26 protein-coding genes and 1 pseudogene are annotated in these 26,658 nt (G+C 63.7%); 8 read left to right on the top strand and 19 right to left on the bottom strand.

Features of this window, described 5'->3' with window-relative positions; all coding sequences use genetic code 11:
- Positions 1–59: 59 nt before the first annotated feature.
- The gene (locus tag M9924_09180; GenBank protein ID MCO5064580.1) at positions 60–1,556 is read right to left on the bottom strand and encodes a CoA-acylating methylmalonate-semialdehyde dehydrogenase; all 1,497 of its coding nucleotides are present in this window, start codon (positions 1,554–1,556) and stop codon (positions 60–62) included.
- Between the two features lie 140 nt (positions 1,557–1,696).
- Here M9924_09180 and M9924_09175 point away from each other — a divergent pair, with 140 nt between their 5' ends.
- Positions 1,697–2,578: a LysR family transcriptional regulator gene (locus M9924_09175; GenBank protein MCO5064579.1), complete on the top strand. Its 882-nt coding sequence runs from the start codon at positions 1,697–1,699 to the stop codon at positions 2,576–2,578.
- Here M9924_09175 and M9924_09170 read toward each other — a convergent pair.
- The 12 genes from M9924_09170 to obgE form a co-directional block, all read right to left on the bottom strand.
- Positions 2,575–3,828: a D-amino acid dehydrogenase gene (locus M9924_09170; protein ID MCO5064578.1), complete on the bottom strand. Its 1,254-nt coding sequence runs from the start codon at positions 3,826–3,828 to the stop codon at positions 2,575–2,577. The two genes, M9924_09175 and M9924_09170, sit on opposite strands and share 4 nt — an antisense overlap.
- A 10-nt stretch (positions 3,829–3,838) precedes the next feature.
- Complete coding sequence (alr, locus tag M9924_09165) at positions 3,839–4,984, bottom strand: alanine racemase (GenBank protein MCO5064577.1); 1,146 nt, start codon at positions 4,982–4,984, stop codon at positions 3,839–3,841.
- Between the two features lie 79 nt (positions 4,985–5,063).
- Entirely contained in the window at positions 5,064–5,576 is a 513-nt protein-coding gene (locus M9924_09160; protein MCO5064576.1) for an RNA pyrophosphohydrolase, read from the bottom strand.
- 3 nt (positions 5,577–5,579) lie between these two features.
- Positions 5,580–6,743 carry a divergent polysaccharide deacetylase family protein gene (locus tag M9924_09155; GenBank protein ID MCO5064575.1) on the bottom strand — a complete coding sequence of 388 codons (1,164 nt, stop codon included), beginning with the start codon at positions 6,741–6,743 and terminating at the stop codon, positions 5,580–5,582.
- A 135-nt stretch (positions 6,744–6,878) separates the two neighbouring features.
- Positions 6,879–8,204, bottom strand: a complete 1,326-nt coding sequence (locus M9924_09150) for a S41 family peptidase (GenBank protein ID MCO5064574.1) — start codon at positions 8,202–8,204, stop codon at positions 6,879–6,881.
- Position 8,205: 1 nt separating this feature from the next.
- The gene (locus tag M9924_09145; protein ID MCO5064573.1) at positions 8,206–9,459 is read right to left on the bottom strand and encodes a murein hydrolase activator EnvC; all 1,254 of its coding nucleotides are present in this window, start codon (positions 9,457–9,459) and stop codon (positions 8,206–8,208) included.
- 223 nt (positions 9,460–9,682) lie between these two features.
- Positions 9,683–10,165, bottom strand: a complete 483-nt coding sequence (gene rlmH, locus M9924_09140) for a 23S rRNA (pseudouridine(1915)-N(3))-methyltransferase RlmH (GenBank protein MCO5064572.1) — start codon at positions 10,163–10,165, stop codon at positions 9,683–9,685.
- 39 nt (positions 10,166–10,204) lie between these two features.
- Positions 10,205–10,603 (bottom strand): ribosome silencing factor, encoded by a 399-nt coding sequence (rsfS, locus tag M9924_09135; GenBank protein MCO5064571.1) that lies wholly within the window; start codon positions 10,601–10,603, stop codon positions 10,205–10,207.
- Between the two features lie 125 nt (positions 10,604–10,728).
- Positions 10,729–11,322: a nicotinate-nucleotide adenylyltransferase gene (locus M9924_09130; GenBank protein ID MCO5064570.1), complete on the bottom strand. Its 594-nt coding sequence runs from the start codon at positions 11,320–11,322 to the stop codon at positions 10,729–10,731.
- Positions 11,323–11,376: 54 nt separating this feature from the next.
- Positions 11,377–12,657: a glutamate-5-semialdehyde dehydrogenase gene (locus M9924_09125; GenBank protein ID MCO5064569.1), complete on the bottom strand. Its 1,281-nt coding sequence runs from the start codon at positions 12,655–12,657 to the stop codon at positions 11,377–11,379.
- A 3-nt stretch (positions 12,658–12,660) separates the two neighbouring features.
- Positions 12,661–13,797: a glutamate 5-kinase gene (gene proB / locus M9924_09120; protein ID MCO5064568.1), complete on the bottom strand. Its 1,137-nt coding sequence runs from the start codon at positions 13,795–13,797 to the stop codon at positions 12,661–12,663.
- Complete coding sequence (gene obgE, locus M9924_09115) at positions 13,794–14,792, bottom strand: GTPase ObgE (GenBank protein ID MCO5064567.1); 999 nt, start codon at positions 14,790–14,792, stop codon at positions 13,794–13,796. The genes proB and obgE overlap by 4 nt, the downstream gene beginning before the upstream one ends.
- A 71-nt stretch (positions 14,793–14,863) precedes the next feature.
- Between obgE and M9924_09110 the strand changes: the two genes are divergently transcribed.
- Positions 14,864–15,733: an endonuclease/exonuclease/phosphatase family protein gene (locus M9924_09110; GenBank protein MCO5064566.1), complete on the top strand. Its 870-nt coding sequence runs from the start codon at positions 14,864–14,866 to the stop codon at positions 15,731–15,733.
- A gap of 25 nt (positions 15,734–15,758) precedes the next feature.
- On the opposite strand, the gene M9924_09105 is transcribed toward M9924_09110, so the two are convergent.
- The 4 genes and pseudogenes from M9924_09105 to rplU all read right to left on the bottom strand — a co-directional run bounded on the left by M9924_09105 (position 15,759) and on the right by rplU (position 17,376).
- Positions 15,759–16,346, bottom strand: coding sequence for a GNAT family N-acetyltransferase (locus M9924_09105; GenBank protein ID MCO5064565.1), 588 nt, complete (start codon positions 16,344–16,346; stop codon positions 15,759–15,761).
- A gap of 124 nt (positions 16,347–16,470) precedes the next feature.
- The gene (rpmA, locus tag M9924_09100) at positions 16,471–16,740 is read right to left on the bottom strand and encodes a 50S ribosomal protein L27 (protein ID MCO5064564.1); all 270 of its coding nucleotides are present in this window, start codon (positions 16,738–16,740) and stop codon (positions 16,471–16,473) included.
- 22 nt (positions 16,741–16,762) lie between these two features.
- Positions 16,763–16,933, bottom strand: coding sequence for a hypothetical protein (locus M9924_09095; protein ID MCO5064563.1), 171 nt, complete (start codon positions 16,931–16,933; stop codon positions 16,763–16,765).
- 26 nt (positions 16,934–16,959) lie between these two features.
- Positions 16,960–17,376: pseudogene (gene rplU / locus M9924_09090) on the bottom strand (50S ribosomal protein L21).
- A 375-nt stretch (positions 17,377–17,751) separates the two neighbouring features.
- On the opposite strand from rplU, the gene phnA reads away from it, so the two are divergent.
- From phnA to chrA, 3 genes are all read left to right on the top strand, one after another.
- Positions 17,752–19,008, top strand: coding sequence for a phosphonoacetate hydrolase (gene phnA / locus M9924_09085; protein MCO5064562.1), 1,257 nt, complete (start codon positions 17,752–17,754; stop codon positions 19,006–19,008).
- Between the two features lie 10 nt (positions 19,009–19,018).
- Positions 19,019–20,476, top strand: a complete 1,458-nt coding sequence (gene phnY, locus M9924_09080) for a phosphonoacetaldehyde dehydrogenase (protein ID MCO5064561.1) — start codon at positions 19,019–19,021, stop codon at positions 20,474–20,476.
- 109 nt (positions 20,477–20,585) lie between these two features.
- The gene (chrA, locus tag M9924_09075; protein ID MCO5064560.1) at positions 20,586–21,785 is read left to right on the top strand and encodes a chromate efflux transporter; all 1,200 of its coding nucleotides are present in this window, start codon (positions 20,586–20,588) and stop codon (positions 21,783–21,785) included.
- Between the two features lie 35 nt (positions 21,786–21,820).
- Here the strand turns inward: chrA and M9924_09070 are convergent, their stop codons facing one another.
- Both M9924_09070 and M9924_09065 read right to left on the bottom strand, forming a co-directional pair.
- A complete protein-coding gene (locus M9924_09070) occupies positions 21,821–22,027 on the bottom strand; it encodes a hypothetical protein (protein ID MCO5064559.1) in 207 nt (68 codons plus the stop codon).
- Between the two features lie 36 nt (positions 22,028–22,063).
- Positions 22,064–22,933, bottom strand: a complete 870-nt coding sequence (locus M9924_09065; protein MCO5064558.1) for a LysR substrate-binding domain-containing protein — start codon at positions 22,931–22,933, stop codon at positions 22,064–22,066.
- A gap of 113 nt (positions 22,934–23,046) precedes the next feature.
- On the opposite strand from M9924_09065, the gene M9924_09060 reads away from it, so the two are divergent.
- The 3 genes from M9924_09060 to M9924_09050 all read left to right on the top strand — a co-directional run bounded on the left by M9924_09060 (position 23,047) and on the right by M9924_09050 (position 26,606).
- The gene (locus tag M9924_09060; GenBank protein MCO5064557.1) at positions 23,047–24,249 is read left to right on the top strand and encodes a 2-aminoethylphosphonate--pyruvate transaminase; all 1,203 of its coding nucleotides are present in this window, start codon (positions 23,047–23,049) and stop codon (positions 24,247–24,249) included.
- Positions 24,249–25,364, top strand: coding sequence for a TIGR03364 family FAD-dependent oxidoreductase (locus M9924_09055; GenBank protein ID MCO5064556.1), 1,116 nt, complete (start codon positions 24,249–24,251; stop codon positions 25,362–25,364). The genes M9924_09060 and M9924_09055 overlap by 1 nt, the downstream gene beginning before the upstream one ends.
- A 219-nt stretch (positions 25,365–25,583) precedes the next feature.
- Entirely contained in the window at positions 25,584–26,606 is a 1,023-nt protein-coding gene (locus M9924_09050; GenBank protein ID MCO5064555.1) for a putative 2-aminoethylphosphonate ABC transporter substrate-binding protein, read from the top strand.
- Positions 26,607–26,658 lie beyond the last annotated feature (52 nt).

The following is a 26,658-nucleotide window of genomic DNA, read 5'->3' as shown; positions in this document are numbered from 1 at the left end:
TCCGCCACTCAACCTATTTTAGGGCAGGGCAGTGAGGGGCATGCGCCCCCCAACCCGGATCAGTTCATCGTCGGGATGACGAATTCCGCGCCGTCCTTGATGCCCGAGGGCCAGCGGGACGTGACCGTCTTGGTCTTGGTGTAGAAGCGGAAGGCATCCGGACCGTGCTGGTTCAGATCGCCGAAGGACGACGCCTTCCAGCCGCCGAAGGTGTAGTAGGCAATCGGCACAGGGATCGGTACATTGACTCCGACCATGCCGACCTGAACGCGGCTGGCAAAATCGCGGGCGGCATCGCCGTCGCGCGTGAAGATGGCGACGCCATTGCCCATCTCGTGATCGTTGGCGAGCTTGATCGCGTTTTCATAGGTCGGCGCGCGGACCACGGAGAGCACGGGACCGAAGATCTCTTCCTTGTAGATGCGCATGTTGGGCGTCACATCGTCGAAAAGGCAGCCGCCCATATAGTAGCCGTTTTCATAGCCCTGCATCTTGAAGCCACGGCCATCGACGACGAGCTTCGCGCCTTCCTTGACGCCGATGTCCACATAGTTCTTGATCCGGTCCAGCGCCTGTTTCGTGACCACCGGGCCGAAATCGGCGGAGGAGTCCGTCGAGGGGCCGACCTTGAGGCTTTCCACGCGCGGGACGAGCTTTTCCATCAGGCGCTCGGCGGTGTCGTTTCCGACCGGTACGGCAACCGAGATCGCCATGCAGCGCTCGCCGGCGGATCCGTAGCCCGCGCCGATCAGCGCATCGACCGTCTGGTCCATGTCGGCGTCGGGCATGATGATCATGTGGTTCTTCGCACCGCCGAAGCACTGGACGCGCTTGCCCGCCGCACAGCCGCGCGCATAGATGTACTGCGCGATCGGCGTCGAGCCGACGAATCCGATGGCCTTGATGTCATGGTCGTCAAGGATGGCGTCCACGGCTTCCTTGTCGCCGTTCACGACGTTCAGGATGCCTGCGGGGAGGCCCGCCTCGATGAACAGTTCGGCGATGCGCAGCGGCACGCCGGGGTCGCGCTCTGACGGCTTGAGGATGAAGGCGTTGCCACAGGCAATGGCAGGCGCGATCTTCCACAGCGGGATCATGGCGGGGAAGTTGAAGGGCGTGATGCCGGCCACGACGCCAAGCGGCTGGCGCATGGAATAGACATCGATGCCGGGGCCAGCGCCATCGGTGAATTCGCCCTTCATCATGTGCGGCGCGCCGATGCAGACTTCCACGACTTCGAGGCCGCGCTGGATGTCGCCCTTGGCGTCGGCAATCGTCTTGCCGTGCTCACGCGCCAATATGTCGGCCAACGAGTCATATTCCCGCTGGGCAAGTTCCAGGAATTTCATCAGCACGCGGACCCGGCGCTGCGGGTTGGTGGCTGCCCATGCGGGCTGCGCGGCCTTGGCGTTCTCCACCGCTTCGCGCAGTTCGGCCTGCGAGGCGAGCGCAACCTTGCCGCGCACGGTGCCGTCCATCGGCTGCAGCACCTCGGCGGTGCGCCCGCTCTTTCCGGCAACACGCTTGCCGCCAATGAAATGGCCATATTCGATCATGGTTTCTCTCCCTGGATTTGTGTTGTTGCATTTTCTCCTTCCGGGCCGGAAATGCAACGCGAGCGAAATCCCAACCGTTGTGCGGAAAATAATGACCGACACCGGATTGAGCTTTGATTTTTGCAGGGTAATGTGCGCCCATGAACTGGGACGACGTTCGCATTTTCCTCGCGGTCGCGCGGGCCGGGCAGATACTCGGCGCGGCGCGACGGCTCGACCTCAACCATGCCACCGTATCGCGACGGGTCGCGGCGCTCGAAGAGGCGCTCAATGCAAAGCTGTTCCGGCGGCTGACCACAGGCAGCGAACTGACGCCTGCGGGCGAGCGCTTCCTTGTCGTGGCCGAGCGCATGGAAGCCGACATGATCGAAGCCCGCGCCGAAATCGCCGAAGAGGACCAGACCCTGACCGGCACGGTGCGCATCGGTGCGCCAGATGGCTTCGGCGTCGCCTTTCTCGCATCGCGGCTCGGCATGCTGACGGCGCAGCATCCGGAGTTGAAAATCCAGCTCGTGCCGGTGCCGCGCTCGTTCTCGCTGTCGCGCCGCGAGGCGGATATCGCGATCACCGTAGAGCGTCCTTCGGAAGGACGGCTGGTCGCGGCAAAGCTGGTCGATTATACACTCGGCCTCTTTGCCGCGCGCGCCTATGTCGAGCGTCACGGCGCGCCCGCCAGCCGTGACGCGCTGGCCGGTCATCGCCTGATCGGCTACGTACCGGACCTCGTGGTGAATCCTTCGCTCGACTATTCCGCCGAGTTCAGCCCGCAATGGGACGCGGCATTCGCCATTTCCTCAGCCATGGGCCAGACGGAAGCGGTGCGCTCCGGCGCGGGGATCGGCATTCTCCATTCCTTCATCGCGCATTCGATTCCGGAACTCGTGCCAATCGAATGCGTGCCGCCGATCCGGCGCTCCTACTGGCTGGTCTATCATGAAAGCGTGCGAACGCTGCGCCGCGTACAGGCTGTCGCCGCGTTCATTTCCAAGGCGGTCGAGAAAGAACGGACACTGTTCGTCTAACCGTAGCGGGTAAGATTCAACTCGGAAATGTCGATCTCCGGTTTACGCCCCGAAATGGTGTCGGCAAGCACCCGGCCCGAACCGCAGGCCATGGTCCAGCCAAGCGTTCCGTGGCCGGTCGAGAGGTAAAGATTATCGTATCGCGTCTTGCCGATGATCGGCGGGCCGTCGGGCGTCATGGGACGCAGGCCGCACCAGAAGCTCGCCTTGGAAATATCGCCGCCATTTTGAAACAGATCCGTCACGGAATGCACCAGCGTGGCGCGACGACCTTCGCGCAAAGCAAGGTCGTAGCCGGAAATCTCCGCCGTGCCGCCGACGCGGATGCGCTCGCCAAGCCGCGTGATCGCGACCTTGTAGGTTTCGTCCATGACGGTCGATTCGGGTGCGCAGGATGCATCGGCAATCGGAACGGTGATCGAATAGCCCTTGATCGGAAACACCGGTACGTTCAGCCCGAGCGGCTTGACGATCAACGGCGTGTAGCTTCCGAGCGCCGCGACATAGACATCCGCCTTCAGCAGGCCGGCGCTCGTATCCACGCCCGCGATCTTTCCGGCCTGCGTGGCGATGCCCTTGATGGCAGTGTCGAAGCGGAAGGTGACGCCCAGCTTGCGCGCATGTTCTGCAAGCCGTTCGGTGAACAGTTTGCAGTCGCCGGTCTCGTCGCCGGGCAACCGCAAGCCACCCTTGAACTTGTCGCGTACATTGGCGAGCGCAGGTTCGGCGCGAATGCAGCCTTCCGGGTCCAGTGTTTCAAAAGGCACGCCGAACTGCCTGAGCACTTCGATGTCGTCTCCGGTATGGTCGACCTGCGCCTGCGTGCGGAAAAGCTGGAGCGTGCCTTGCGCACGGTTGTCGTATTCGATGCCGATGTCTGCGCGCAATTGCTTGAGGCAATCGCGGCTGTATTCGGCAATCGGCACCATGCGCTTCTTGTTGACCGCGTAGCGGGCGGCAGTGCAGTTGCCGAGCATCTGCAGCACCCAGGTCGCCATTGCGAGATCGACCTTCGGCCGGATGACGAGCGGGCCGAAATGCATGAGCAGCCACTTGATGGCCTTGACCGGGACGCCCGGTCCCGCCCAAGGCGAGGAATAGCCGGGCGACACCTCGCCCGCATTGCCGAAGCTGGTTTCGAGCGCGGGGCCGGGCTGGCGGTCGACGACCTCCACCTCGTGCCCCTGCTCCGCGAGATAGTAGGCGGCGGTGACGCCAATGACACCGCTGCCCAGAACAAGAACCTTCATTTTCGCCCCCTCAAGCGTTTGGGCCTTGGCCCGTGTAGATGCGTTCGAACCGGCTACCAAGGCCGGTCAGGATTTCATAGCCGATCGTACCCGCCAGTTGCGCGACATCGTCGACGCTCTGGTCCGGCCCGATGAACTCGACAAGGTCGCCAGCTTTGAGCGTCCCCGGCGGCAGCGCGGTGATGTCGAGGATGATGCTGTCCATGGAGACGCGCCCCGCAAAGGGCAGCCGCGTGCCCTTGAACCAGGCAGCGCCTGCGGCGCTGCGATGCCAGCCATCCGCGTAGCCGAGCGAAACCGTCGCCAGCCGCATGTTCAGGCGCGCCCGCGCCGCATGGCCGTAGCCGATGCCGACGCCGTCGCCGATCTCGCGCGTCTGCACGACCTTTGCGTCGAGCCGCACGACGGGCTGCATCGGATTGGGACTGCCGGGCGTGGGGTTGACGCCATAAAGCGCGACGCCCGGACGCCCCAGATCGAAATGGAACGCCGCGCCGAGGAAAATGCCGGACGAATTGGCGAAGGAGGCAGGCGCATCCGGCAGCCGGCGGCGGAGCTTTTCGAAGCTCGCGCGCTGAAGCTCGTTGGCCGGGTGCTGCGGCTCGTCCGCGCAGGCAAGGTGGCTCATCACCAGCGCCACCTCTACGCCATCGAACGCGGCGGCGTCGGCGGCAAGCTGCTCCACCTCGGAAGGGGCCATGCCAAGCCTCGACATGCCGCTGTCGACCTGCACGGCGGCGGCCAGCTTGCGGCCCTTCCGGCCAGCGGCGGCACGCCACGCGGCAAGTTGTTCGAGACTGTTCAAAACGGGCCTCAGTCCCGCATGCGCGGCCTCCGCCTCGCTACCCGGCGGCAGGCCATTCAGCACGTAGATCGAAGGGTCGGCGCCGAGCGCCGTGCGCAGCGACAGCCCCTCGCCAACATGGGCGACGAAATAGTTGTTGCAGCCTTCGAGTTGCAGCGCCTGCGAGATCGCCGTCGCGCCGAGACCATAGCCGTTGGCCTTCACCACGGCGGCGCAGGGTGCGCCTCCCATCAATCCCTTGAGATGCCGATAGTTGCGGCGCACGGCGCCGAGATCGATCGTCAGCAGGGCGCCGACGCGAGCATAGCCGGCTGTTTCACAAAATAACGCTGCGCTCGGTCGTTCCGGCATTCTTTCCCACTCGTCATGACGACCGGACAATTGGTAATGGCTGAACTGGCGCACCGCAACAGATGCCTTTTGGGTCAGCCTATCGCGCAAGATGCGCGAAGACCGCGACGACCTGCTCGTAAACCTGCCGCTTGAACGGAACGACAAGCGAGGGCAGTTGCGCCAGCGGTTTCCATGCCCATTCGTCGAACTCGGCCTTGTGCCCGGCGGGCGGCGGATCGATGCGGATTTCGGTTTCTTCGCCCTCGAAGCGGAAGGCGAACCATTTCTGTTTCTGGCCCCTATATTTCCCGCCCCAGGTGATGCCGATGCGGTCGGATGGAAGGTCGTATTTGATCCAGCGCGGCGCCTCGGCCACCAGCGACAGGCTCTCCATCCCGGCTTCCTCGAAGATTTCCCGCCGAGCGGCCTCGAGCGGCGATTCGCCCTTGTCGATCCCTCCCTGCGGCATCTGCCAGAGCTGGCTGGAGCCCGTCATTTCGCTGTCGCGCTCCACCTTGCGGTGTCCGGTCCAGACAAGCCCTTCCGCGTTCAGCACCATGATGCCCACGCAGGGACGATAGGGAAGGTCCGTCGGCTTCGTCTTCGCCATGCGTCAGCCCTGCTCGGGGTCCTGCACGATTGCGGAGACAGGCACGATCTCGATGCCGCGGCGGCGGGCTTCCGCCGCCCACGACCGCACCGCCTCGACAGTCACGCCGAAGGCCGAGCCTGTACCAACCGCATATCCCTTGGCACGGGCGATGCGTTCGAGCTGGTCGAGCTTGTCGAGCACGGAACTGCGGTCCTGCACCGAATCGATTACCGCATCGGCGGCGGCGAAGGGCACGTCGTTCGCCGCCGCCAGATCGGCGGCGACGCTGCGCGACGACGTGCCGTCGTCAAGATAGAGCAGACCGCGCCTGCCCAGTTCTGCCATGACCGGCTGCATGGCCGCACTGTCGCTGGTAAAGCGCGCGCCCATATAGTTCATCACACCCGTGTAATTGGTGGTGCGCGCCAGCGTCCAGAGCAGGTTATCGATATTGGTGTCGGGGGATGCATCGACCGTCAGGGTGTGGCGTCCCGGATTGACGTTCGGATAGTCGAACGGCTCCAGCGGCACCTGCATGATGACCTCGTGGCCCGTGCGGCGGCCCTCCTGCATCCAGCGCCCGATGCTGTTGCCCTGCGAGGCGAAGGCAAGGGTCACTTCCGGCGGCAGGCCCGTGATGGCTTCCTGCGTGCCGGACTGCGAGACGCCCAGACCGCCGATCACGATGGCAACGCGCGCGCCACGCGCACCCGACCACGGGCGCGCATAGACATCGAAGGGCCTGCGGCCATCGGCGGCGCGGATCGGCAGCGGCCCCTTGTCGCTGTCTTCGAGCAGCGCGCGATCGGGAATATGCGCGACGCGCAGATCCTGATGCATGGCGCTCGGGTCGCTGATGACGATGGCCCCGGTGCTGGTGCCGTCTGTCGAGGGGTTGATCTTGATGATCGAAGGTCCGTCGCTGCCGCCCGACGTCACCGTGATCGAAGGCGATTTGGCTGCATTGCCGGAATTGTTTCCCGGCGCTGCCTTCTTGGGCTTGTCGGCGGAAGCGACCTGCGGGTCGACGGTGCGGAACGGACGCTCCCTGAGCGCAATGGCCGCCGAGGCGGCGAGGACCAGCAGGCCAAGCAAGGTGCCCCACGCCGCCACGCGGTTGATGCGGCGCGCGCGCGAAGGCCGGGTGCTTTGCCCCAAGGGCTTGTCGAGATCATCAGGCAGCAAGCATATGCTCCGCCGGCACAGGCCGAATCACTTTTGAGTTCCCCATAGCATGATGCAAAGGGGAAGTGTGTTGCTGCAAGCGAAAAGCAGCCACAACCGCCAAACGAAAAGGGCGGCCCGAAGGCCGCCCCGAAACTATTGGTTGAGAACCGCCTTTTGCGGATTCGGCGGGAAGGCCGGGTCGGTCTTCTGCCCGCGCAGCAATTCCAGCGCACGGTTGAGCTGGATGTCGTCCTTCGGCTCCGGCGGCACGTAGGCGGCCGAACCAGATCCGTCCTCGCCCTCCTCGACGCCCTTGATGTGGCCCTTGAGGTCGGACTCGCCGCGCGTGAGGTCGCGGCCCTTGAGTTCATCCGGCAGCGGCTGCTCGACCTTGATGTCGGGCGTGATGCCCTTGCCCTGGATCGATTTGCCCGACGGCGTGTAGTACAGCGCGGTCGTCAGCCTCAGCGCACCGTTCTCGCCGAGCGGGATGATCGTCTGCACCGAACCCTTGCCGAAGGATTGCGTACCGAGGATCGTCGCGCGGCGATGGTCCTGAAGTGCGCCGGCCACGATCTCCGAGGCGCTGGCCGAGCCGCCATTGACGAGCACGATCATCGGCTTGCCGCCGACATCGTCACCGGCGCGGGCGTCAAAGCGCGAAATGTCCTTCGGATCGCGGCCGCGGGTCGAGACGATCTCGCCACGGTCGAGGAAAGCATCCGAAACGCTGACGGCCTGGTCCAGAAGCCCGCCCGGATTGAGGCGAAGGTCGAGCACATAGCCCTTGAGCTTCTCGTCGGGCACCTGCGCCTTGATCTTGGCGATGGCGTCTTCGAGATCGTCATAGGTCTTTTCGGTGAAGGAGGTGATCTTCATGTAGCCGACATCATTGTCGACGCGATACTTCACGGCCTTGACCTTGATGATTGCGCGCATGACGGTCAGGTCGATCGGCTTGTCCGCGCCCTGCCGCAGGATGGTCAGCTTGATCGGCGTATCGACCTTGCCGCGCATCTTGTCCACGGCATCGTTGAGCGTCATGCCGCGCACTTCCTCGCCGTCGATCTTGGCAATGTAGTCGCCCGCCAGAACGCCCGCCTTGGAAGCAGGCGTGTCGTCTATCGGCGTGATGACCTTGACGAGATCGTTCTCCATCGTGACCTCGATGCCGAGGCCGCCGAACTCACCCTTGGTCTGCACGCGCATGTCCTGCGCGGCTTCCGCATTGAGGTATGAGGAGTGCGGGTCCAGCGAGGTCAGCATGCCGTTGATGGCATTCTCGACCAGCGATTTCTCATCCGGCGGCGTCACATACTGGCTGCGCACACGCTCGAAAATATCGCCGAAAATAGCGAGTTGCTTGTAGGTTTCAGACGCTGCGGCATTTGCGGGCGAACCCACGCCTCCCTGCACGATGGCCAGGGCGCTCGCGCCCATCAGCGCGCCGGCGGCCAGCAGAGAAAGTTTGCGTATCATCTCATGTCCTTCCAGAAATCCTGCTCGCCCACCACGGAGACGGATCTATCGATTTCCCGTCCTTGCGGAATTCGATGTAAAGTTCAGGATTCGCTCCCTCCGGCAAATCCGACGTCGCACTCACCATCTTGCTTTCGCTCATCGAACCCACTGGCTCGCCCGAAAGCACTGCCTGACCTTGCATTACGGCTATTCGGCCCAACCCTGCAAGCACGATATGATATCCATCGCCTGCATCAAGTATCAAGAGTTGACCATATGACCGGAACGGTCCCGCATAAAGGACGCTACCGTCAACCGGCGCGGTCACAATCGCGCCCGATTGTGTCGCAACCGTGTCACCAAGCATCACTGAGCCGTTACTGTTGCGCGAGCCGAATCGTTCGGTAATCTGCCCGAGCGCAGGCAACGCGACATGCCCTTTCAGCGATGCAAACGGAATCGCCCCGATCAGACTGTTGCTTTCGGGGATCGGCATGGCGGCAAGTTCTTCCTCCCGCTGCCGCTTCTTTTCGTCCTCGCGCCTTGCCCTTTCCTCTTCCGCCGCCTTGCGCTTCGCCTCGCGCTCGACCGATGCGATCAGGTCCTTCAGGCTGCGCGCCTTCTTCGCGAGTTCGGCTGCACGCTTGCGCTCCTGCTCGATCTCCGACTTGTTCTTTTCCTGCAGGCGCTGCTTCTCGTCCTGAAGCATGGCGAGTCGCTTGCGCTCCGTGGCCTGCTCTTCGACCGCGGCGGCAAGGCGCTTCCGTTCGGCTTCGATCTCGTCGCCGAGACGCGCCAGTTCGGTAAGCTTGGCGAGCAGGCTCTGTGTCTCGCCGCGCAGTTCCGGCACGACCGCGCCGAGAAGGATCGCGCTTCGCACCGAAGCGAGCGCGTCGTCCGGGCTGACCAGGATCGCGGGCGGCGGGTTGAGCCCCATGCGTTCGAGCGCGCCCAACACCTCCGCCAGCACGTCGCGGCGTTCGAGAAGCGACTGGCGCACGATCACCTGCTGCTCTTTAAGAGGTTCGAGCCGCGCGGAAATCGCCTCCACGTCCTCGCCGAGCTTGGTCTCCGTCTTGGCGGCCTGCACCAGCGCGGCAGTCAGCGTCGCGTCGTCCTTCCGAAGTTTGGCAATGTCGGCGCGCAGGCCAGCGACGCGTTCGTCCGACACGGTGATTTCATGAAGCACCCTGTCATATTCGAATCGCGCGCTGTCGGCGGATTTCGCAATTGAAGCCGTTTCCTGCGTGTAAGCAGGCGCGGCCCAAAGCATGAGCGCTGCGGCAAGGCACAGCACCAAGGGTTTCCTGCGGATAGTCGGCAAGCTCGCGGCAATCATTTCACGATGACATTAGCGCGGGCTTTCTTAACGAACCATCAACCATGATTCCGGAAACGGAAACCGACCCCTCATCCGGCTGCCGCCACCTTCTCCCACAAGGGGCGAAGGTGCCGGCAGGCGGATGAGGGGTAATGAACGCAATGCCCCCTGGCAATTACGCCCGATGATAGGGATGCCCGGAGAGGATCGTGGCGGCGCGGTAGAGCTGTTCGGCGAGCATGATGCGCGCAAGCTGATGCGGCCATGTCATGGCGCCGAAGGACAAGAGCAGCGAAGCCTCGTCGCGAATGGCGGAGTCGTGCCCGTCCGGCCCGCCGATCAAAAGGGCGCACGCCTTCTGGCCGCCGTCGCGCCACAGCGCCAGCTTCGATGCAAATGCCTCGGAGGAAATCGATTTGCCGCGCTCGTCGAGCACGACCAGCGCCGCACCCGCCGCAAGCCCGGGCCGCAGCCGGGCGGCCTCGTCGCGCCGTCGCTCGTCAACGCCAGCGAGGCGGCTTTCGGGAATCTCGAAAAGCCCGCCGAATTCCAGCCCGAGCGAAGGCCCGGCCTTGGCGAAACGGTCGAAATAGCGGTCGGCAAGTTCCTTCTCGGGGCCGGCCTTCATCCGGCCCACAGCGCAAATACCGATCTTCATCGCCGCCCCAGAGCGCCGCGCAGCTTTCGCCGCCGGTCGCTAATGGATGGTTTCTTCCTCGAGGTCGGGCGCCTGCCACATCTTTTCGATGTTGTAGAACTCGCGAACCTCGGGCCGGAAAATATGGACGATGATATCGCCTGCGTCGATCAGCACCCAATCCGCGCCGGGCAGCCCCTCGACACGGGCATTGCCATGGCCCTTGTCCTTGAGCGCCTTCAGCAGGTGATCCGCGACCGCCGCGACATGGCGATGCGAACGACCCGACGCGATGACCATATAGTCACCGAGGCTGGATTTCGTGTGGATGTCGATGGTGACGATATCTTCCGCCTTGGAATCTTCCAGACTGGCAAGGACGGTTTGAAGGGCCTGATCGGCGGCAAACTGTCCGCTGACCTCGGCCGGCGAAGGCGCGGGATCGGCCTTCTTCCGCAATGCTGTTCTCAGTGTCTTTCCTTTCGCATCAAGAACAACGCCGTAACCTCAATGAGTTACAACGCTAAGATAGGCAGAGTCGCATGAAGCTTTCAAGACGTGTCAGACGAATGTTGTAGCCTGCTTCACCCTGCCGGACGGTCGCCGTTGCGGATCGCCGTGGAGGACAGGAGCGAGCGCGGGCCGTGCACGAATGTCCATGCGGGCGGCTTCATCCGCGCCAGGCGCGGCGCGTCGGCCTCGTCGACGCGGGCGTAGTCGAAGGTCTTGGCCATGACCGACGACAGGAAGGACAACGTCGCGCCGGGCCGATCGATGACGGCAATCGGCATGGTCATGGCGATCTCGCGCCAGCGCTGCCAGCGGTGGAAGTCGCGCAGATTGTCGGCCCCCATGATCCAGACGAAATCGACGCCGGGATTGCGCGCCTTGACCAGCGCCAGCGTGTCGGCGGTGTAGCGGACGTGATAGTTTGCCTCGAAGGCGGTGAGCTTGATGCGCGGATTGGATGCGACTTCGGGCGGCAGCCGCAGCCGCGCGGAAAGCGGCGCAAGCTCGCGCGTGCTCTTGAGCGGATTGCCGGGCGTGACCATCCACCAGAGCTGGTCGAGCGCCAGCCGCCGCAGCGCGATTTCGGCCACCAGCGCATGACCGGCATGCGGCGGGTTGAACGAGCCGCCGAACAGCCCGACCTGCATGCCCTTTGCGGCAAAGGGCATGCGCAGGAAATGCGCGGGAACGTTCGCGTGCGGCATGGGATCAGGCGGGCGATGTCACGGACGCACCTGCCCGTTGCCGCGCACGCGGTATTTGAACGAGGTGAGCTGCTCGACGCCGACCGGACCACGCGCGTGCATGCGCCCGGTTGCGATGCCGATTTCAGCGCCCATGCCGAACTCGCCGCCGTCGGCGAACTGCGTCGAGGCGTTGTGCAGCAGGATGGCCGAATCCACCTCGTTGAAGAAACGCTCGACGACTGCCGCGTCCTCCGCAATGATCGCTTCGGTGTGGTGGGAGGAGTACGTCTCGATGTGGCGGATGGCGCCGCCGATGCCATCCACCAGCGCCACGGAAATGATCGCGTCCAGATATTCGGTGCGCCAGTCGGCTTCCGTCGCGGGCTTTGCGGCAGGATAGATCGCCCGCACCTCGTCGCTGCCGCGGATTTCGCAACCCGCTGCGGCGAGCGCGTCGAGGATGGGCGGCAGGAAAGCGGCGGCCACCGCGCGATCGACCAGCAGCGTTTCCGCAGCACCGCAAATGCCGGTGCGCCGCATCTTGGCGTTCAGCACCACCGGCACGGCCATGTCGAGCCTTGCCGACTTGTCCACATAAACATGGCAGATGCCTTCGAGATGGGCAAAGACGGGCACCCGCGCCTCGGTCTGCACGCGCTCGACGAGGCTGCGCCCGCCGCGCGGAATGATGACGTCGAGATTGCCGCCGAGGCCCTTCAGCATCTCGCCCACCGCCGCGCGGTCAGTGACCGGCACGAGCTGGATCGCGGTTTCAGGAAGGTTGGCTGCCTTCAACCCTTCGACCAGGCAGGCATGGATCGCAGCCGACGAATTGATCGAATCCGACCCGCCACGCAGGATCGCCGCATTGCCCGCCTTGAGGCAGAGCGCTCCGGCATCGGCGGTGACGTTGGGGCGGCTTTCGAATATCACGCCGACCACGCCGAGCGGGGTGCGCACGCGCTCGATATGAAGGCCGTTGGGCCGGTCCCATTCCGCAATGATTTCGCCGACCGGATCGCGCAGTTCGGCAATGGCGCGAATGCCGTCGGCCATTGCACGGATGCGCTCCGGCGTCAGCTTGAGGCGGTCCATCATCGCGGCGGACAGGCCGGCTTCCTCGCCATTCGCCATATCGAGCGCATTGGCGTTCAAGATATTGTCCCGGTTGCGCCGGATAGCGTCGGCCATGGCGACCAGCGCCGCATGCTTGCGCTCGGCGGTGGCGATGGAAAGCGGTCGCGCGGCTTCGCGCGCGGCGCGCCCGACCTCCGCCATGAGGGCAACCGTATCTCCGGATTCATGCTTGTTCAGCATGGCCTATCCTTCCTTCGCGAGCACGCGATGCATCACGAGATCGTCGCGATGCACCATCGCCGCCCGCGCATCGTAACCCAGAATGGTTTCGATTTCCGCCGTCTTGCGACCGGCAATCCTTACCGCGTCGGCGGCATCATAGGCAACAAGGCCGCGCGCCACCTCCCGCCCATCGGCATCGACGATGGCCACCGTGTCGCCCCGCGAGAAATTGCCGCTGACCATGCGCACGCCCGCCGGCAGAAGCGACTTGCCGGAAGCCAGCGCGCTCACCGCCCCGGCATCGACGATGAGTCGTCCCGCCGGTTCGAGATTGCCCGCGATCCAGGTCTTGAACCCCTTGACCGGCGTGCCGCTCGGCTTGAACACGGTGCAGCGCTCGCCGCGCTCGATGGCGAGCAGCGGCGAAAGGCGCGTGCCCGAGGTGATGATCATGGTCGTGCCCGCCGCATTGGCGATCTTGCCCGCATCGAGCTTGGTGCGCATGCCGCCGCGCGACAATTCGGAAGCGGCAGCTCCCGCCATCGCCTCGATCTCGGGCGTGATGCGTTCCACCACGGGCAGAAACACCGCGTTCGGGTCGCTGGCGGGCGGCGCGCTGTAGAGGCCGTCAATGTCGGAGAGCAGCACGAGCAGATCCGCGCCCATCATGGTGGCGACGCGGGCGGCGAGGCGGTCGTTGTCGCCATAGCGGATTTCGGAGGTCGCCACCGTATCGTTTTCGTTAATGACGGGAACGGCCTTCATCTTGAGCAAGGTCGAGATGGTCGCACGCGCGTTGAGATAGCGGCGGCGCTCCTCGGTGTCGCCGAGCGTCAGCAGCACCTGGCCGGACTTCAGCCCGCAGCGCGCCAGTTCGTTCGACCATGCGCCGGCAAGCTCAATCTGGCCGACGGCCGCGGCAGCCTGGCTTTCCTCCAGCTTCAGAGACTTGCCCTTCAGCCCGAGAATAGTGCGGCCTAGCGCAATGGCCCCGGACGAAACGACGAGCACGTCCGCCCCACGCGCCACGAGGCCCGCAATGTCGTCGGCGAGGGAGGCCAGCCATTCGCGCTTGAGGCCGCTTGCGCGGTCCACCAGAAGCGCCGAGCCGATCTTCACCGTGATGCGGCGATATTTTTTCAGCGTCTGGGACATCATGCGGTCCGTGCGGCTTCGATTTCGGTCATCAGCGCGCGCAGCGTTTCCTGAACGCCCTCCCCCGTAACCGCCGACAACAGGATCGGCGCACGCCCCGCCGCGCGTTTCAGCGAGGCCACCTTCTTCTTGCGTGCGTCAGCGTCGAGCGTATCGACCTGGCTGAGCGCCACGATCTCGGGCTTGTCGGCAAGGCCGTGGCCATAGGCCTCCAGTTCGGCGCGGACGATCTTGTATGCCTTGCCCGGGCTTTCGTCCTGCGCCGAAACGAGGTGCAGCAGCACGCGGGTCCGCTCCACATGGCCGAGGAAACGGTCGCCTATGCCGACGCCCTCATGCGCGCCTTCGATGAGCCCCGGAATATCGGCCAGCACGAACTCGCGCGCATCGATGCGTGCGACGCCGAGTCCGGGATGCAGCGTCGTGAAAGGATAGTCGGCGATCTTCGGCTTCGCCGCCGTGACCGTCGCGAGGAATGTAGATTTGCCCGCATTGGGCAGGCCGACCAGCCCCGCATCGGCAATGAGCTTGAGCCTGAGCCAGATGGTCAGTTCCTCGCCGGGCAGGCCGGGATTGGCGCGGCGCGGCGCCTGGTTGGTGGAGGTCTTGAAATGCTGGTTGCCGAAGCCGCCATTGCCGCCCGCCGCCAGCCGGAAGCGCTCCCCGACCGCGGTCAGGTCGCAGATCAGCGTCTCATTGTCCTCGGCATAGACCTGCGTTCCGGCGGGCACCTTGAGCGTCACATCCTTGCCCTTGCCGCCCGTGCGGTTGCGGCCCATGCCGTGCGTGCCTGTCTGCGCGCGAAAATGCTGTTGATAGCGATAGTCGATGAGCGTGTTCAGACCCTCGACGGCCTCGACCCAGACATCGCCGCCCCGGCCGCCGTCGCCGCCGTCCGGACCGCCGAATTCAATGAATTTCTCGCGTCGGAATGACACCGAGCCCGCGCCGCCGTCGCCGGAGCGAATGTAGACTTTGGCCTGATCGAGGAATTTCATCTGGAACGTGCCGCCTTGTTTTCGCGCTACGCTCTATCGCAGGATGCGCAAAAGGGCGAGGGGAAGCATCCATGAAGTGCGTGACTTACAATATTCAATACGGAATCGGGCTCGATTTCCGCTACGATCTCGGGCGCATCGTCGATGCGCTGCACGGCGCCGACCTCATCTGCCTGCAGGAGGTAACCCGCAACAATCCCGGCAATGGCGGGCATGACATGGTGGCCGCGATCAAGGCGGCGCTGCCGGAGTTCTTTTGCGTCTACGGCCCCAATTTCGAGGCCGACATGGGGTCGCGCATCGCGGACGGAAAGGCTGAGACGATCACCTTCCAGTTCGGCAACATGATCCTGTCGCGCTGGCCAATCCTCCTGTCGCGCAACCTGCTGCTGCCTCGCACGCGCACCTTCGACCATGCCAATTTCCAGCGCGGCGCGCTCGAAGCCCTGATCGCGACACCTGCCGGCCATATCCGCTTCTACTCCGTTCATCTCGACCACCGCAGCCCCGACGAGCGCCTGGCGCAATGTCGTTTTCTCAAGGACCGCATTTTCAACTATCCCGCCGAGGGCGGGGGACTGACCGGCCTTGCCGAATACGGCCTGCCGGAACCGCCCTGCCCCGACGAGTTCGTCGTCATGGGCGACTTCAACATGCTTGCCGGCACTCCCGAGCATGCGGTGCTGTGCGGGCACCCCGACCCGGTGTTCGGACTGACGCCCAACGCGCGCCACGCCGTCGACGCCGCCCTGCATCTGGGCGCACTGGAGGCCCACCCCGCCACCTGGGTCGACCCGCACGACCCGGCGGACGAAACGCGCATGAAGCGCATCGACTATGTGTTCACCAGCGCTTCCCTTGCCGGTCGGCTGAAATCCTACCGCGTCGACCGGCAGGCAGTGGGGTCCGACCACCTGCCGGTCTGGGTCGAGATCGAATGATCGGCGACGACGGCCGCCACACATCTCAGTTCTTCCATGTGCGCAGGCTGACCCAGGTCTTGCGGTCCAGCCGGTAGCGCTCGACCGGCACCTTGCCCGCCACGATGGAATCCAGCATGCCCTGCCCCGCATACTGGAAACCGCATTTGTGGATGACACGGCGCGAGGCGGGATTGATGACCCGGCAGGCAGCGTGGACCGTATTGGTCCGCGTCTCACGGAACGCGAGATCGACCAGCGCATGCGCCGCTTCCGTGGCATAGCCCTTGTTCCAGTAGGTCTCGCCGATCCAGTAGCCGAGTTCCAGCCCATGGTCGCGCGAGACGAGCCCCGCCGTGCCGATGAACGCACCGGTGTCGGCGAGCGTCAGGGCATAGGTCGCACCTCCGGCAATGCCGTTGCTGGTGATGGCGAGAAAGGCGCGTGCATCGCGCTCGGTGTAGGGATGCGGCACGCGCGCCAGCATCTCGGCGATGCGGCGATTGTCCGCGAGGCGCACGAGGTCATCAAGATCCTCCTCGCGCGGCGCGCGCAGAACCAGCCGCTCGGTGTTCAGGACCGGCCGATCTATGGTGTAACTTTCGTCATCGAAATCTTCCGTCTCGGCAACCATGTGAAGTCCTCCAGGCAAAGAAAAAGGGGAGCTGGGTGGCGACCCATCTCCCCTGATCCATTTCCTGGACTTGCCAGACACCGGTTCCCGAGATGGGGCGCCGGTGTTGTTGGTGCGGAACCGGCTACTCCGCGGCCTTCGGCATCGGGTTTACCGACACGTAGGTTCGGCCATTGGCTTTTTTGTTGAATGCGACGACGCCCGCTTCGAGCGCGAAAAGCGTATGATCCTTGCCAATCCCGACATTGACGCCGGGGTGCCACTTGGTGCCGCGTTGGCGCACGATAATATTGCCGGCGACGACTGCCTCGCTGCCGAATTTCTTGACGCCAAGGCGCTTGGATTCTGAATCGCGGCCGTTGCGCGACGAACCGCCAGCTTTCTTGTGTGCCATCGTGGTTCTCCTTCAGTCTTTCCTATGCCGTGCCCTTGACCGGCAATGTCGCCAGGTCCGGTTCGGCTTTCTTTTCAGGCCGGACGCCGCCACCGCTGATCGCGGTAATCGACGCCGTCACCATTACACGCGGACGATCTGCCTCGGACTTGCGCTTCTTGCGCGGAGTTTCCTTTCCCGACTTGGGGGCCATGGCGAAAGTCCTTCAACTACCTATTCTTCGGTCGCGGCAGCCTTTTTGGGAGCCGCTTTCTTCGCAGGCTTCTCAGCAGCTTCCGCAGCGGGAGCAGCCTCTGCCTTGGCTTTCTTCGCCGGCTTGGCGCCCCCGGTCAGGATCTCGGTGATCTTGACCGTGGTGAGCAACTGGCGATGGCCGATCCTGCGGCGCGAGTTCTGGCGGCGGCGCTTCTTGAACGCGATGACGGTGCGGGCCTTGCCCTGCTCCACCACTTCGCCGACCACTGTCGCTCCATCGACGAAGGGAGCGCCGATCGTGACGCTCTCACCCTCGCCGAAGGCCAGGACCTGGCCGAATTCCACTGTGTCGCCGACATTTCCGGCGAGCTTTTCGACCTTGAGCAGGTCGTTGGCGGCGATGCGATACTGCTTGCCGCCCGTTTTGATGACTGCGAACATTTTTTGCCTTTCGCTGTTCACTTCGGCGTAGACAATCCCGAGGATCGCCCCGTCGTCTTTTTATCAGTCTGTTTCGGGTTCAAAGCACAACCGGCGCGGAGACGGGCTCCACGCCGGAAGTAAGACGCCTTTAGCCCGGCGGCCATGCGAAGTCAACATTGGAAATGCCCGCGCAGCCCGGCGCGAAGGCGCGCAAACGTGCCGTCTCCAAAGGGTGAAAATGTATCGGCCCTGCCTATGGTAACGATAAGGAATAACGATTTGGCAAATAGATCGATGTGGTTCACAAGGTTCGCGAGACCAAAAGCGCACCCCTGACAGGCCAACCGGATGTCGGTCGGACGCGCATCCAAAGATCAGCCCCGGAGCATAGCGATGAACCAGATGTCACCCGTCTCGGTCGAAGCCAATGGCCGCAAATATCCATGGCCGCGCGTGCCTGCCATAGCAATCTGCCTTGACGGCTGCGAGCCGGCCTATCTCGCCGAGGCGATCGGGGCGGGACTGATGCCGACGCTGGAGCGGATCATGCAGGACGGAACGGTGCGAACCGCCTTTTCCGTGATCCCGAGCTTCACCAACCCGAACAACATGTCCATCGCAACCGGACGCCCGCCTGCCGTGCACGGCATTTGCGGCAATTATCTCTACAACCCGGAAACGGGCGAGGAGGTGATGATGAACGATCCGAAGTTCCTGCGCGCGCCCACCGTGTTCAAGGCGTTCCACGATGCGGGCGCAAAGGTCGCCGTGGTGACCGCAAAGGACAAGCTGCGGGCTCTGCTCGGCCACGGCCTGACATTCGAGGACGACCGCGCCATCTGCTTCTCCTCCGAAAAATCGGATACCACCACAAGAGCCGCGCACGGCATCGACAACGCATCGCAATGGCTGGGTCGACCGGTGCCGGAGGTCTATTCGGCGGACCTGTCGGAATTCGTCTTTGCGGCGGGGGTCAAGCTTCTCAAGGAATGGCGGCCGGACGTGATGTACCTGACCACCACCGACTATGTGCAGCACAAATATGCGCCCGGCGTGAAACAGGCGAACGACTTCTACGCCATGTTCGACACCTATTTTGCCCAACTCGATGCACTCGGCGCTGCAATCGTCGTGACCGCGGACCACGGCATGAAACCGAAGCATCATCCGGACGGCTCGCCCGACGTCGTCTATGTTCAGGACCTGATGGACCAATGGCTCGGCAAGGATGAGGCACGCGTTATCCTGCCGATCACCGATCCCTATGTCGTGCACCATGGAGCGCTCGGATCCTTCGCCACGGCCTATCTCCCGCAGCACGCCGACCGGCAGGCCGTCATTGACAGGCTGCGCAAGGTGGAAGGCATCACGCTTGTTCTCAGCCGCGAGGAAGGATGCGCGCGCTTCGAATTGCCACCGGACCGCGTCGGCGACGTCATCATGATTTCCGGCGAGAACAAGACAATCGGCACTTCGGAGAACCGGCACGATCTGGCGGCGCTCGACGAACCGCTGCGCTCGCATGGCGGACTGACGGAACAGGCCGTGCCGTTCATCGTCAACCGCGTGGTGCCGGACATGCCCGACGCGCCGGTCCTGCGCAATTTCGATGCCTTTTTCCATGCGGTGACCGCCGCAGCCCAAAGTTGAGGTGCGCACCATGGACAGGCCGCAACATGCGATAGCGGTTCGTCACGAGCCGATGCGGATCGCGGGCAGGAAGGTGGACGCGGAGGAAACGCTGGGCATCCGCTACCCCTACACCGATGCCGTTGTGGGAACCGTTCCGGCGGGCAATGCCGCGCATGCCCGCGAGGCGTTCGAGATCGCTGCAAACTACAAGTCGAAGCTGACACGCTACGACCGGCAGAAGATTCTGCTCAGGACCGCCGAACTGCTCGATTCCCGGAAGGAGGAAATCTCCGACCTGGTGACCCTCGAGCTTGGCATCTCCAAGCTCGACTCGCTCTACGAGGTGGGTCGCGCCGTCGACGTGTTCACTCTCACCGGCCAGTTGTGCCTGAATGACGACGGCGAAATCTTTTCCTGCGACATCACCCCGAATGGCAGGCAGCGCAAGATCTTCACGACACGCGAGCCGCTGCTCGGAGCGATCTCGGCCATCACCCCCTTCAACCATCCGCTCAACATGGTGGCGCACAAGGTTGCGCCCGCCGTCGCCACCAACAATTGCGTCGTTGTGAAGCCGACCGAACTGACGCCGATGACCGCGCTGATCCTCGCCGACATTCTCTACGAGGCCGGTCTGCCGCCCGAAATGCTGTCGGTCGTCACGGGCTGGCCGAAGGACATCGGCGACGAGATGATTACCAATCCGAATATCGACCTCATCACCTTCACCGGGGGCGTGCCTGTCGGCAAACTCATCGCCTCGAAGGCGGGATACAGGCGGCAGGTGCTGGAACTCGGCGGCAACGATCCGCTCATCATCCTGAACGACCTGTCCGACGACGACCTCGCAAGGGCCGCCGACCTCGCGGTCACCGGAGCGACGAAAAATTCCGGCCAGCGCTGCACGGCGGTGAAGCGCATTCTGGTGCAGGAAAGCATCGCGGATCGCTTCGTGCCGCTGGTGCTGGAGCGCGCCAGGAAAATCAGGTTCGGCGACCCGATGGACCGCGCGACGGAACTCGGCACCGTCGTGCATGAAAGGGCCGCCGCGCTCTTCGAGAAACGCGTCTACACGGCCGCCGAACAGGGGGCGGAAGTCCTGTACGATCCGGGCCGCAGCGGCGCGCTCCTGCCGCCCATCGTCGTGGATCGCGTGCCGCATGGGTCCGAACTGGTGATGGAGGAGACATTCGGCCCGGTCGTGCCGGTGATACGCGCACCCGACGATGACGACGACCTGATCCGGCTCTCCAACTCGACGGCGTTCGGCCTGTCGTCGGGCGTCTGCACCAATGATTTCCGTCGCATGCGGAAATACATTGGCGGGTTGCAGGTCGGCACCGTGAACATCTGGGAAGTGCCGGGCTACCGGATCGAGATGAGCCCGTTCGGCGGCATCAAGGACTCGGGCAACGGCTACAAGGAAGGCGTCATCGAAGCGATGAAGTCGTTCACCAACGTCAAGACCTTCTCGCTGCCCTGGTGACATATCGGCCACCCGCCAAGCACATGCAGCTTGGCGGCTATTCGCCTTCTGCCGCATGCGGGCCAGTGTGCTAGATTGAGCGGAATGCGTCAGCGAAATCAGGTAGCCGATGGACCGCCAGCATCCCAGCCGGGGAAATGCAGCCGAAGTCTTTCTTGCTTTTCTCAAGCTTGGCCTGACCTCGTTCGGCGGACCCATCGCCCATCTCGGCTATTTCCGCGACGAGTTCGTGGTGCGCCGTCGCTGGCTTGACGACCACGCCTATGCGGACCTTGTGGCGCTGTGCCAGTTTCTGCCCGGCCCCGCGTCGAGCCAGGTCGGCTTTGCCATTGGAATGATCCGCGCAGGATGGGCGGGCGCGCTGGCGGCATTCATCGCCTTCACCTTGCCCTCGGCGCTCATCATGCTGGCGTTCGCCATGTCTGCCTGGAGCCTGACGGGACCGGCGGCGGGCGGCGCGCTGCACGGCCTCAAGATCGTGGCTGTCGCGATCGTCGCGCAGGCGGTCTGGGGCATGGCGCGAAATCTCTGTCCGGATCGCGAGCGCGCAACGATTGCCCTGCTGGCTGTCATTGTTCTGGCCTTTGTCCCGAGCGCCATCGGAATGTTCGTCGCCATTGCGGCGGGGGCGACGGTGGGGTTTGCGCTTGGCCTTGGAAAAGTCATGCCGCAGGGCACTGAGTTGCCCCTGCCCTTTTCAAAGAGCACGGCGACGGCCGCCCTCGTCGCCTTCTTCGCCTTGCTGGCGCTGTTGCCGGTTCTGTCAACGCAATCGCACGCGCTTGCCGTGTTCAACAGCTTCTATCTCGCAGGCGCGATGGTGTTCGGAGGCGGCCATGTCGTCCTGCCGTTGCTTGACGCGCAGGTCGTGCAGCAGGGCTGGGTTTCGCCGGATGCCTTCCTTGCCGGTTACGGCGCAGCACAGGCCGTGCCCGGACCGCTGTTCACCTTCGCCGCATATCTCGGCGCGGTTCTCGGTTCCGAGCCGAACGGCATATCGGGCGCCTGCATTGCGCTCGCGGCGATCTTCCTGCCGGGCTTCCTCCTGCTGATCGCGGTGATGCCGTTCTGGCACCAGTTCCGCTCGGCTGCGGCGGCGCAATCCCTGATGCGGGGCGCAAATGCAGCCGTCGTCGGCATCCTTGCCGCAGCGCTCTACGCGCCGGTCTCCACCACCGCCATTGCCGACCTGCGCGATTTTTCGCTTGCGCTGGCGGGGTTCGTTGCGCTGACCGCCTGGAACGCGCCGCCCTGGATCGTCGTCGCGCTGTCCGCCCTGGCAGGAATGGCCCTCGCCGCATTGGGCTAAGGTCAGACGCTAGAGCGTTTCACAGTTAGTTTGAATCATTCTGTTTGTCGTTTGGCGAGGCGATCCACAAGGAAGGTCGCGAAGAACGGGCTGGTTGCCCGGTCGAGCGGCATGACGAAGTGGGTGCCCGCCAAACGCAAACCAGAAGGGCCGGGCCGTTTTGCGCCAAATCCTTCGGTCTTTGTCTTGTCCGGGCCACCAGCCCGACCTGCGACAAACCCCTTGGCCTTGTCGCAAACCATCGCCGGCAGAATGCTTCAAACTAACTGCGAAACGCTCTAGTCATTGATCGAACTGCTGGCCATGTCCCAGAACGCCTTGACCAGCTTGCCGCTGGAGCGTTCGCGCAGGCATATCAACGCCTCGTCCATCAGCATCTCCGGCGCGTCTATCTCGATGGGCAGCAGCCTGGCGTCATTGCCGAATTCGGCGCGCGACACGAAGCCGATGCCGGCACCCGACGCGACGATCTCCCGTACCGCCTCGCGACCCTCCGCCTCGATGGTGGGCTTGAGTTCGATTTCCTGCGAAACGGCGAGCGCTTCGAGCTTGTGCCGCGTCTTGGAGCCGCGCTCGCGCATCACCAGCGGCTGTGCCGCCAACTGGTGCAAGCTGAGTTTCCGGGTACCCGCAAGGGGATGGTCCCGCGAAACAAAGGCGACGATGGGCGACGAGTTAAGCTTCAAAATGTCGAACTCGCGCCCCTCCGGAATTTCGCCCAGCACGCCGATATCGGCCTCATAGGCGAACAGGCTGGCGATCACGGATTGGGTATTGCCGGCGCGCACGGTGACACGGATGCCCGGATATTTCTCCCGGAAGCGCGCGAGAATCTGCAGAAGATGGTGGGCGGCGTCCGCCACGATGCGCAACGTGCCGGAACGCAGCGCCCGCGATTCCGAAAGCAGGTCCAGCGCCTGCTGTTCGGTATCGAACATGCGTCGGGTGATTTCGAGCAGGCGCGCGCCCTGCCGCGTGAGATTCACCTGCTTTTTGTGGCGATTGAACAGCAGCACATCATACTCTTCCTCAAGCTTGCGGACCTGATCGGAAATGGCCGGCTGGGTGAGAAAAAGTGCCTCGGCGGCGCGCGAAAATCCACCGCAAATGGCCACGTAGTGAAATGCGCGAAGCTGGACATATCGCATGGCGCTCTCCCGACCCATATGCGGCGCTTATCGAAGGATACAAAATAACGATTGTGCAGATAGGTCAATCGCGCCGTATGACATTGGGGTCCAAGAGCATCTGGAGACAACGCATGGGCGCCGGAAAGACCAAGACCGCGGCAGGATCGTTTGAAGCGCCCGCGATGGGCGAACCCTACCTGCTGACGCCGGGGCCGCTGACCACCGCCTATTCTGTCAAGCAGGCGATGCTGCGCGACTGGGGGTCGTGGGACGGCGATTTCCGCGACATGACCGCCGACCTGCGCCGTCGGCTTCTCGCGCTGACCGGCGACCGCAAGGGCGAATATGATTGCGTGCCGATGCAGGGATCCGGCTCCTTCTGCGTCGAGGCGATGCTCGGCAGCTTCGTGCCCCGCGACGGCAAGGTGCTGGTGCTTGCAAACGGCGCCTACGGCCTGCGCGCCGCACAGACCATGCACTATCTGAACCGCGCCTGCATGTTGATCGACAAGGGCGACTACCTTCCGCCACGCGGAATGGAGGTCGCCGCGGCGCTCGATGCGGACCCGGCCATCACCCATGTCGTCGCAATTCATTGCGAGACGAGTTCAGGCATCCTCAATCCGCTCAAGGAAATATCGGATGCGGTCATCGCGCGCGGCCGCGACCTGCTGGTGGATTCCATGAGCGCGTTCGGCGCGATCCCGCTCGATGTTCGCGAAATCCCCTACGCGGCAATGGTTTCGTCGGCAAACAAATGCATCGAAGGCGTTCCGGGCTTCGGCTTCGTGATCGCCGGAAAAAGCGAACTGGAGGCCGCCCGGGGCAACAGCCACTCGCTGTCGCTGGACATCAACGCGCAATGGGAGGTCATGGAGCAGACGGGCCAATGGCGCTTCACGCCGCCGACCCACGTGGTGGCGGCTTTTGTCGAGGCCTTGAAGATGCATGAGGCCGAAGGCGGCGTCGCCGCGCGGGGCGCGCGCTATACGCGGAACCGCGACGTGATGGTGGCCGGCATGCGCGAACTCGGGTTCGAGACGCTTCTGGCGGACACATGGCTGTCGCCGATCATTGTTACCTTCTTCTGCCCTGCGGACGAAAGATTCGTGTTCAGCCGCTTCTACGATCTCATGAAGCAAAAGGGCTTCATCATCTATCCCGGCAAGCTGACCGCGGTGGAATCCTTCCGCATCGGCTGTATCGGGCGGATGGACGAGCATGTGATGCGGCAGGTCGTGGACGCCGCGCGCCATTCGCTGGCCGAGATGGATGTCGCCAGCGCCGCCCCGCCCCGCGCCGCGCTTGAGGAACGCGCCAAGCTCGCCGCCTGATGGCCTTCGACCTCGCCGTCGTCGGAGCCGGCATCATCGGCCTGGCGCATGCGCTGGCAGCCGCAAGGCGCGGCCTGCGCGTGGTGGTGATCGACCGCGACGCTGCTGCCAACGGCGCGTCGATCCGCAATTTCGGCCTTGTGGTCGTTTCGGGCCAGCAACCGGGCGCGGCTCGCGCCCATGCGATGCGGACCCGCGACATATGGATCGAGCTGGCCGAACAGGCGGGGATCGACATTCTCCAGCAAGGCAAGGTTGTGGTCGCCCAACGCGCCGAAGCGATGGACCTGCTGGAGGCCTTCAAATCCTTTCCCGAACAGGAGCATTGCCGTCTGTTGACGGCCGCGGAGGCGGCCAGTCGTGTCGAGGGTCTGAATGCCGCGCAACTGGCGGGCGGCATGTACAGTCCTCATGAACTGCGAGTCGAATCCCGGCATGCGGTTCCACGGCTGGCCGCATTTCTTGAAGAGCGGCACGGGGTGGTGTTCCGCCGTGGCGTCTGCGTCACCGCCGTGACGCAAGGCATGGTCGAAACCTCTCATGGTCCGTACCACGCGGAAAAGGTCGTGGTGTGTCCCGGCGATGACCTTACGACCCTGTTCCCGGAACAAATCGCCGCGCGCAAGGTGCAGCGCTGCAAGCTCCAGATGCTGCGCCTCGCCGATCCGGGGCATCGCATCAAGAGCGCCGTGATCTCGGACCTCTCCCTGCTGCGTTACGAAGCCTACGCCATGCTGCCGCAGGCAATGCCGCTCCGAAGGCGGCTCGAAGCAGAATGTGCGGAAGCGCTCGCCAATGGCGTACACCTCATCGTGACGCAAAGCGCGGATGGATCGCTGGTCGTCGGCGATTCCCATCACTATGCCGCAACGCCCGATCCGTTCGGTTCCGAAAGGATCGACGAACTGATCCTCGGCGAATTTTCAAAGCTGTTCGGTCGCGCGCCCAAGGTGATTGCACGCTGGGTCGGAACCTATTCCTGGTGCGCCGATCATGCCTATTTCGCGGACGCGCCCGCCCCGGACACAAGGCTCGTCATGGTCACGGGCGGAACCGGCGCGAGCACGTGCTTTTCCATTGGCGAAGAGACTGTTTCTGGGCTCTTCGGAGCCTGACCGGAAGCGGTCGCTCCACCCGCCCGGAACGGGCGTGACAACCCCGTGACAAATATCAGCCTGCTCTATCGCAGTATAGGATAAATAGATTTTCTTTATCGATTCGGTCCCCATACGGTGCTGATGACGATACGCACCGGCGGTGTTCGGGCCGGTGATCTGCCTGAGGGCAAGCGTCTCACACCATCGCAGAATGTGTCACCGAATGGGGAACCCGCTATGACATCTCGTTTCGCTTCAATCCTCGCAGGACTGGCGGCAACACTGGCCGCATCGGCTGCTTTCGCCGAGACAAACCTCACCGTTTACACCGCCATCGAAGCGGTCGATCTGGATCGCTACAAGGCAACGTTCGAGAAGGCCAACCCCGACATCAAGATCAACTGGGTCCGCGACTCGACCGGCGTGATGACCGCCAAGCTGCTAGCGGAAAAGGACAATCCGCAGGCCGATGTGGTCTGGGGGCTGGCGGCGACCTCGCTGCTGCTGCTCAAGGGCGAGGGCATGCTGGAGCCTTATGCGCCGGCCGGGGTCGAGAAGCTCGACCCACGCTTCGTGGACACCAGCACGCCGCCCACCTGGACCGGCATGGACGCTTATGTTGCGGCGATCTGCTTCAACACCGCGGAAGCCGAAAAGATCGGGCTCGCCGCCCCCAAGAGCTGGAAGGACCTCACCAAGCCTGAATACAAGGGCCATGTCGTGATGCCGAACCCCAACTCGTCCGGCACCGGGTTCCTCGACGTGTCCGCATGGATCCAGATGTTCGGCGAAGAAGACGCGTGGAAGTTCATGGACAGCCTCCACGACAACATCTCGGCCTACACGCATTCCGGCTCCAAGCCCTGCAAGATGGCCGGCGCAGGCGAAACCGTCGTCGGCGTCTCGTTCGAATTCCCCGGCGCGAAGGCAAAGTCGGCGGGTGCACCGCTCGACATCATCTTCCCGGAGGAAGGATCGGGCTGGGAAGCAGAGGCCACCGCGATCGTGGCCGGCACAGCAAATCTCGAAGCAGCGCAGAAGCTCGTCGATTTCTCGGTCTCGAAAGAAGCCAACGAGATGTACAATGAGGGATATGCGGTTCTGGCCTATCCCGGCATCGCGAAGCCGGTCGAGAACCTGCCCGAGAATGTCGCCGACCACATGATCAAGAACGATTTCGAATGGGCGGCGAACAACCGCAAGGCCATCCTTACCGAGTGGGCGAAGCGATACGACTCCAAGTCGGAGCCGAAGAGCTGAATTCCTCAAAGGGCGTCGCATGGAGCGGCGCCCTTTTTCAATGCATCATTCG

This window comes from Rhizobiaceae bacterium (genome assembly GCA_023953835.1).
GTDB lineage: Bacteria > Pseudomonadota > Alphaproteobacteria > Rhizobiales > Rhizobiaceae > Mesorhizobium_G.
The sequence above is the reverse complement of the archived record's forward strand: the minus strand, read 5'-3'. Positions and strand labels throughout refer to the sequence as shown.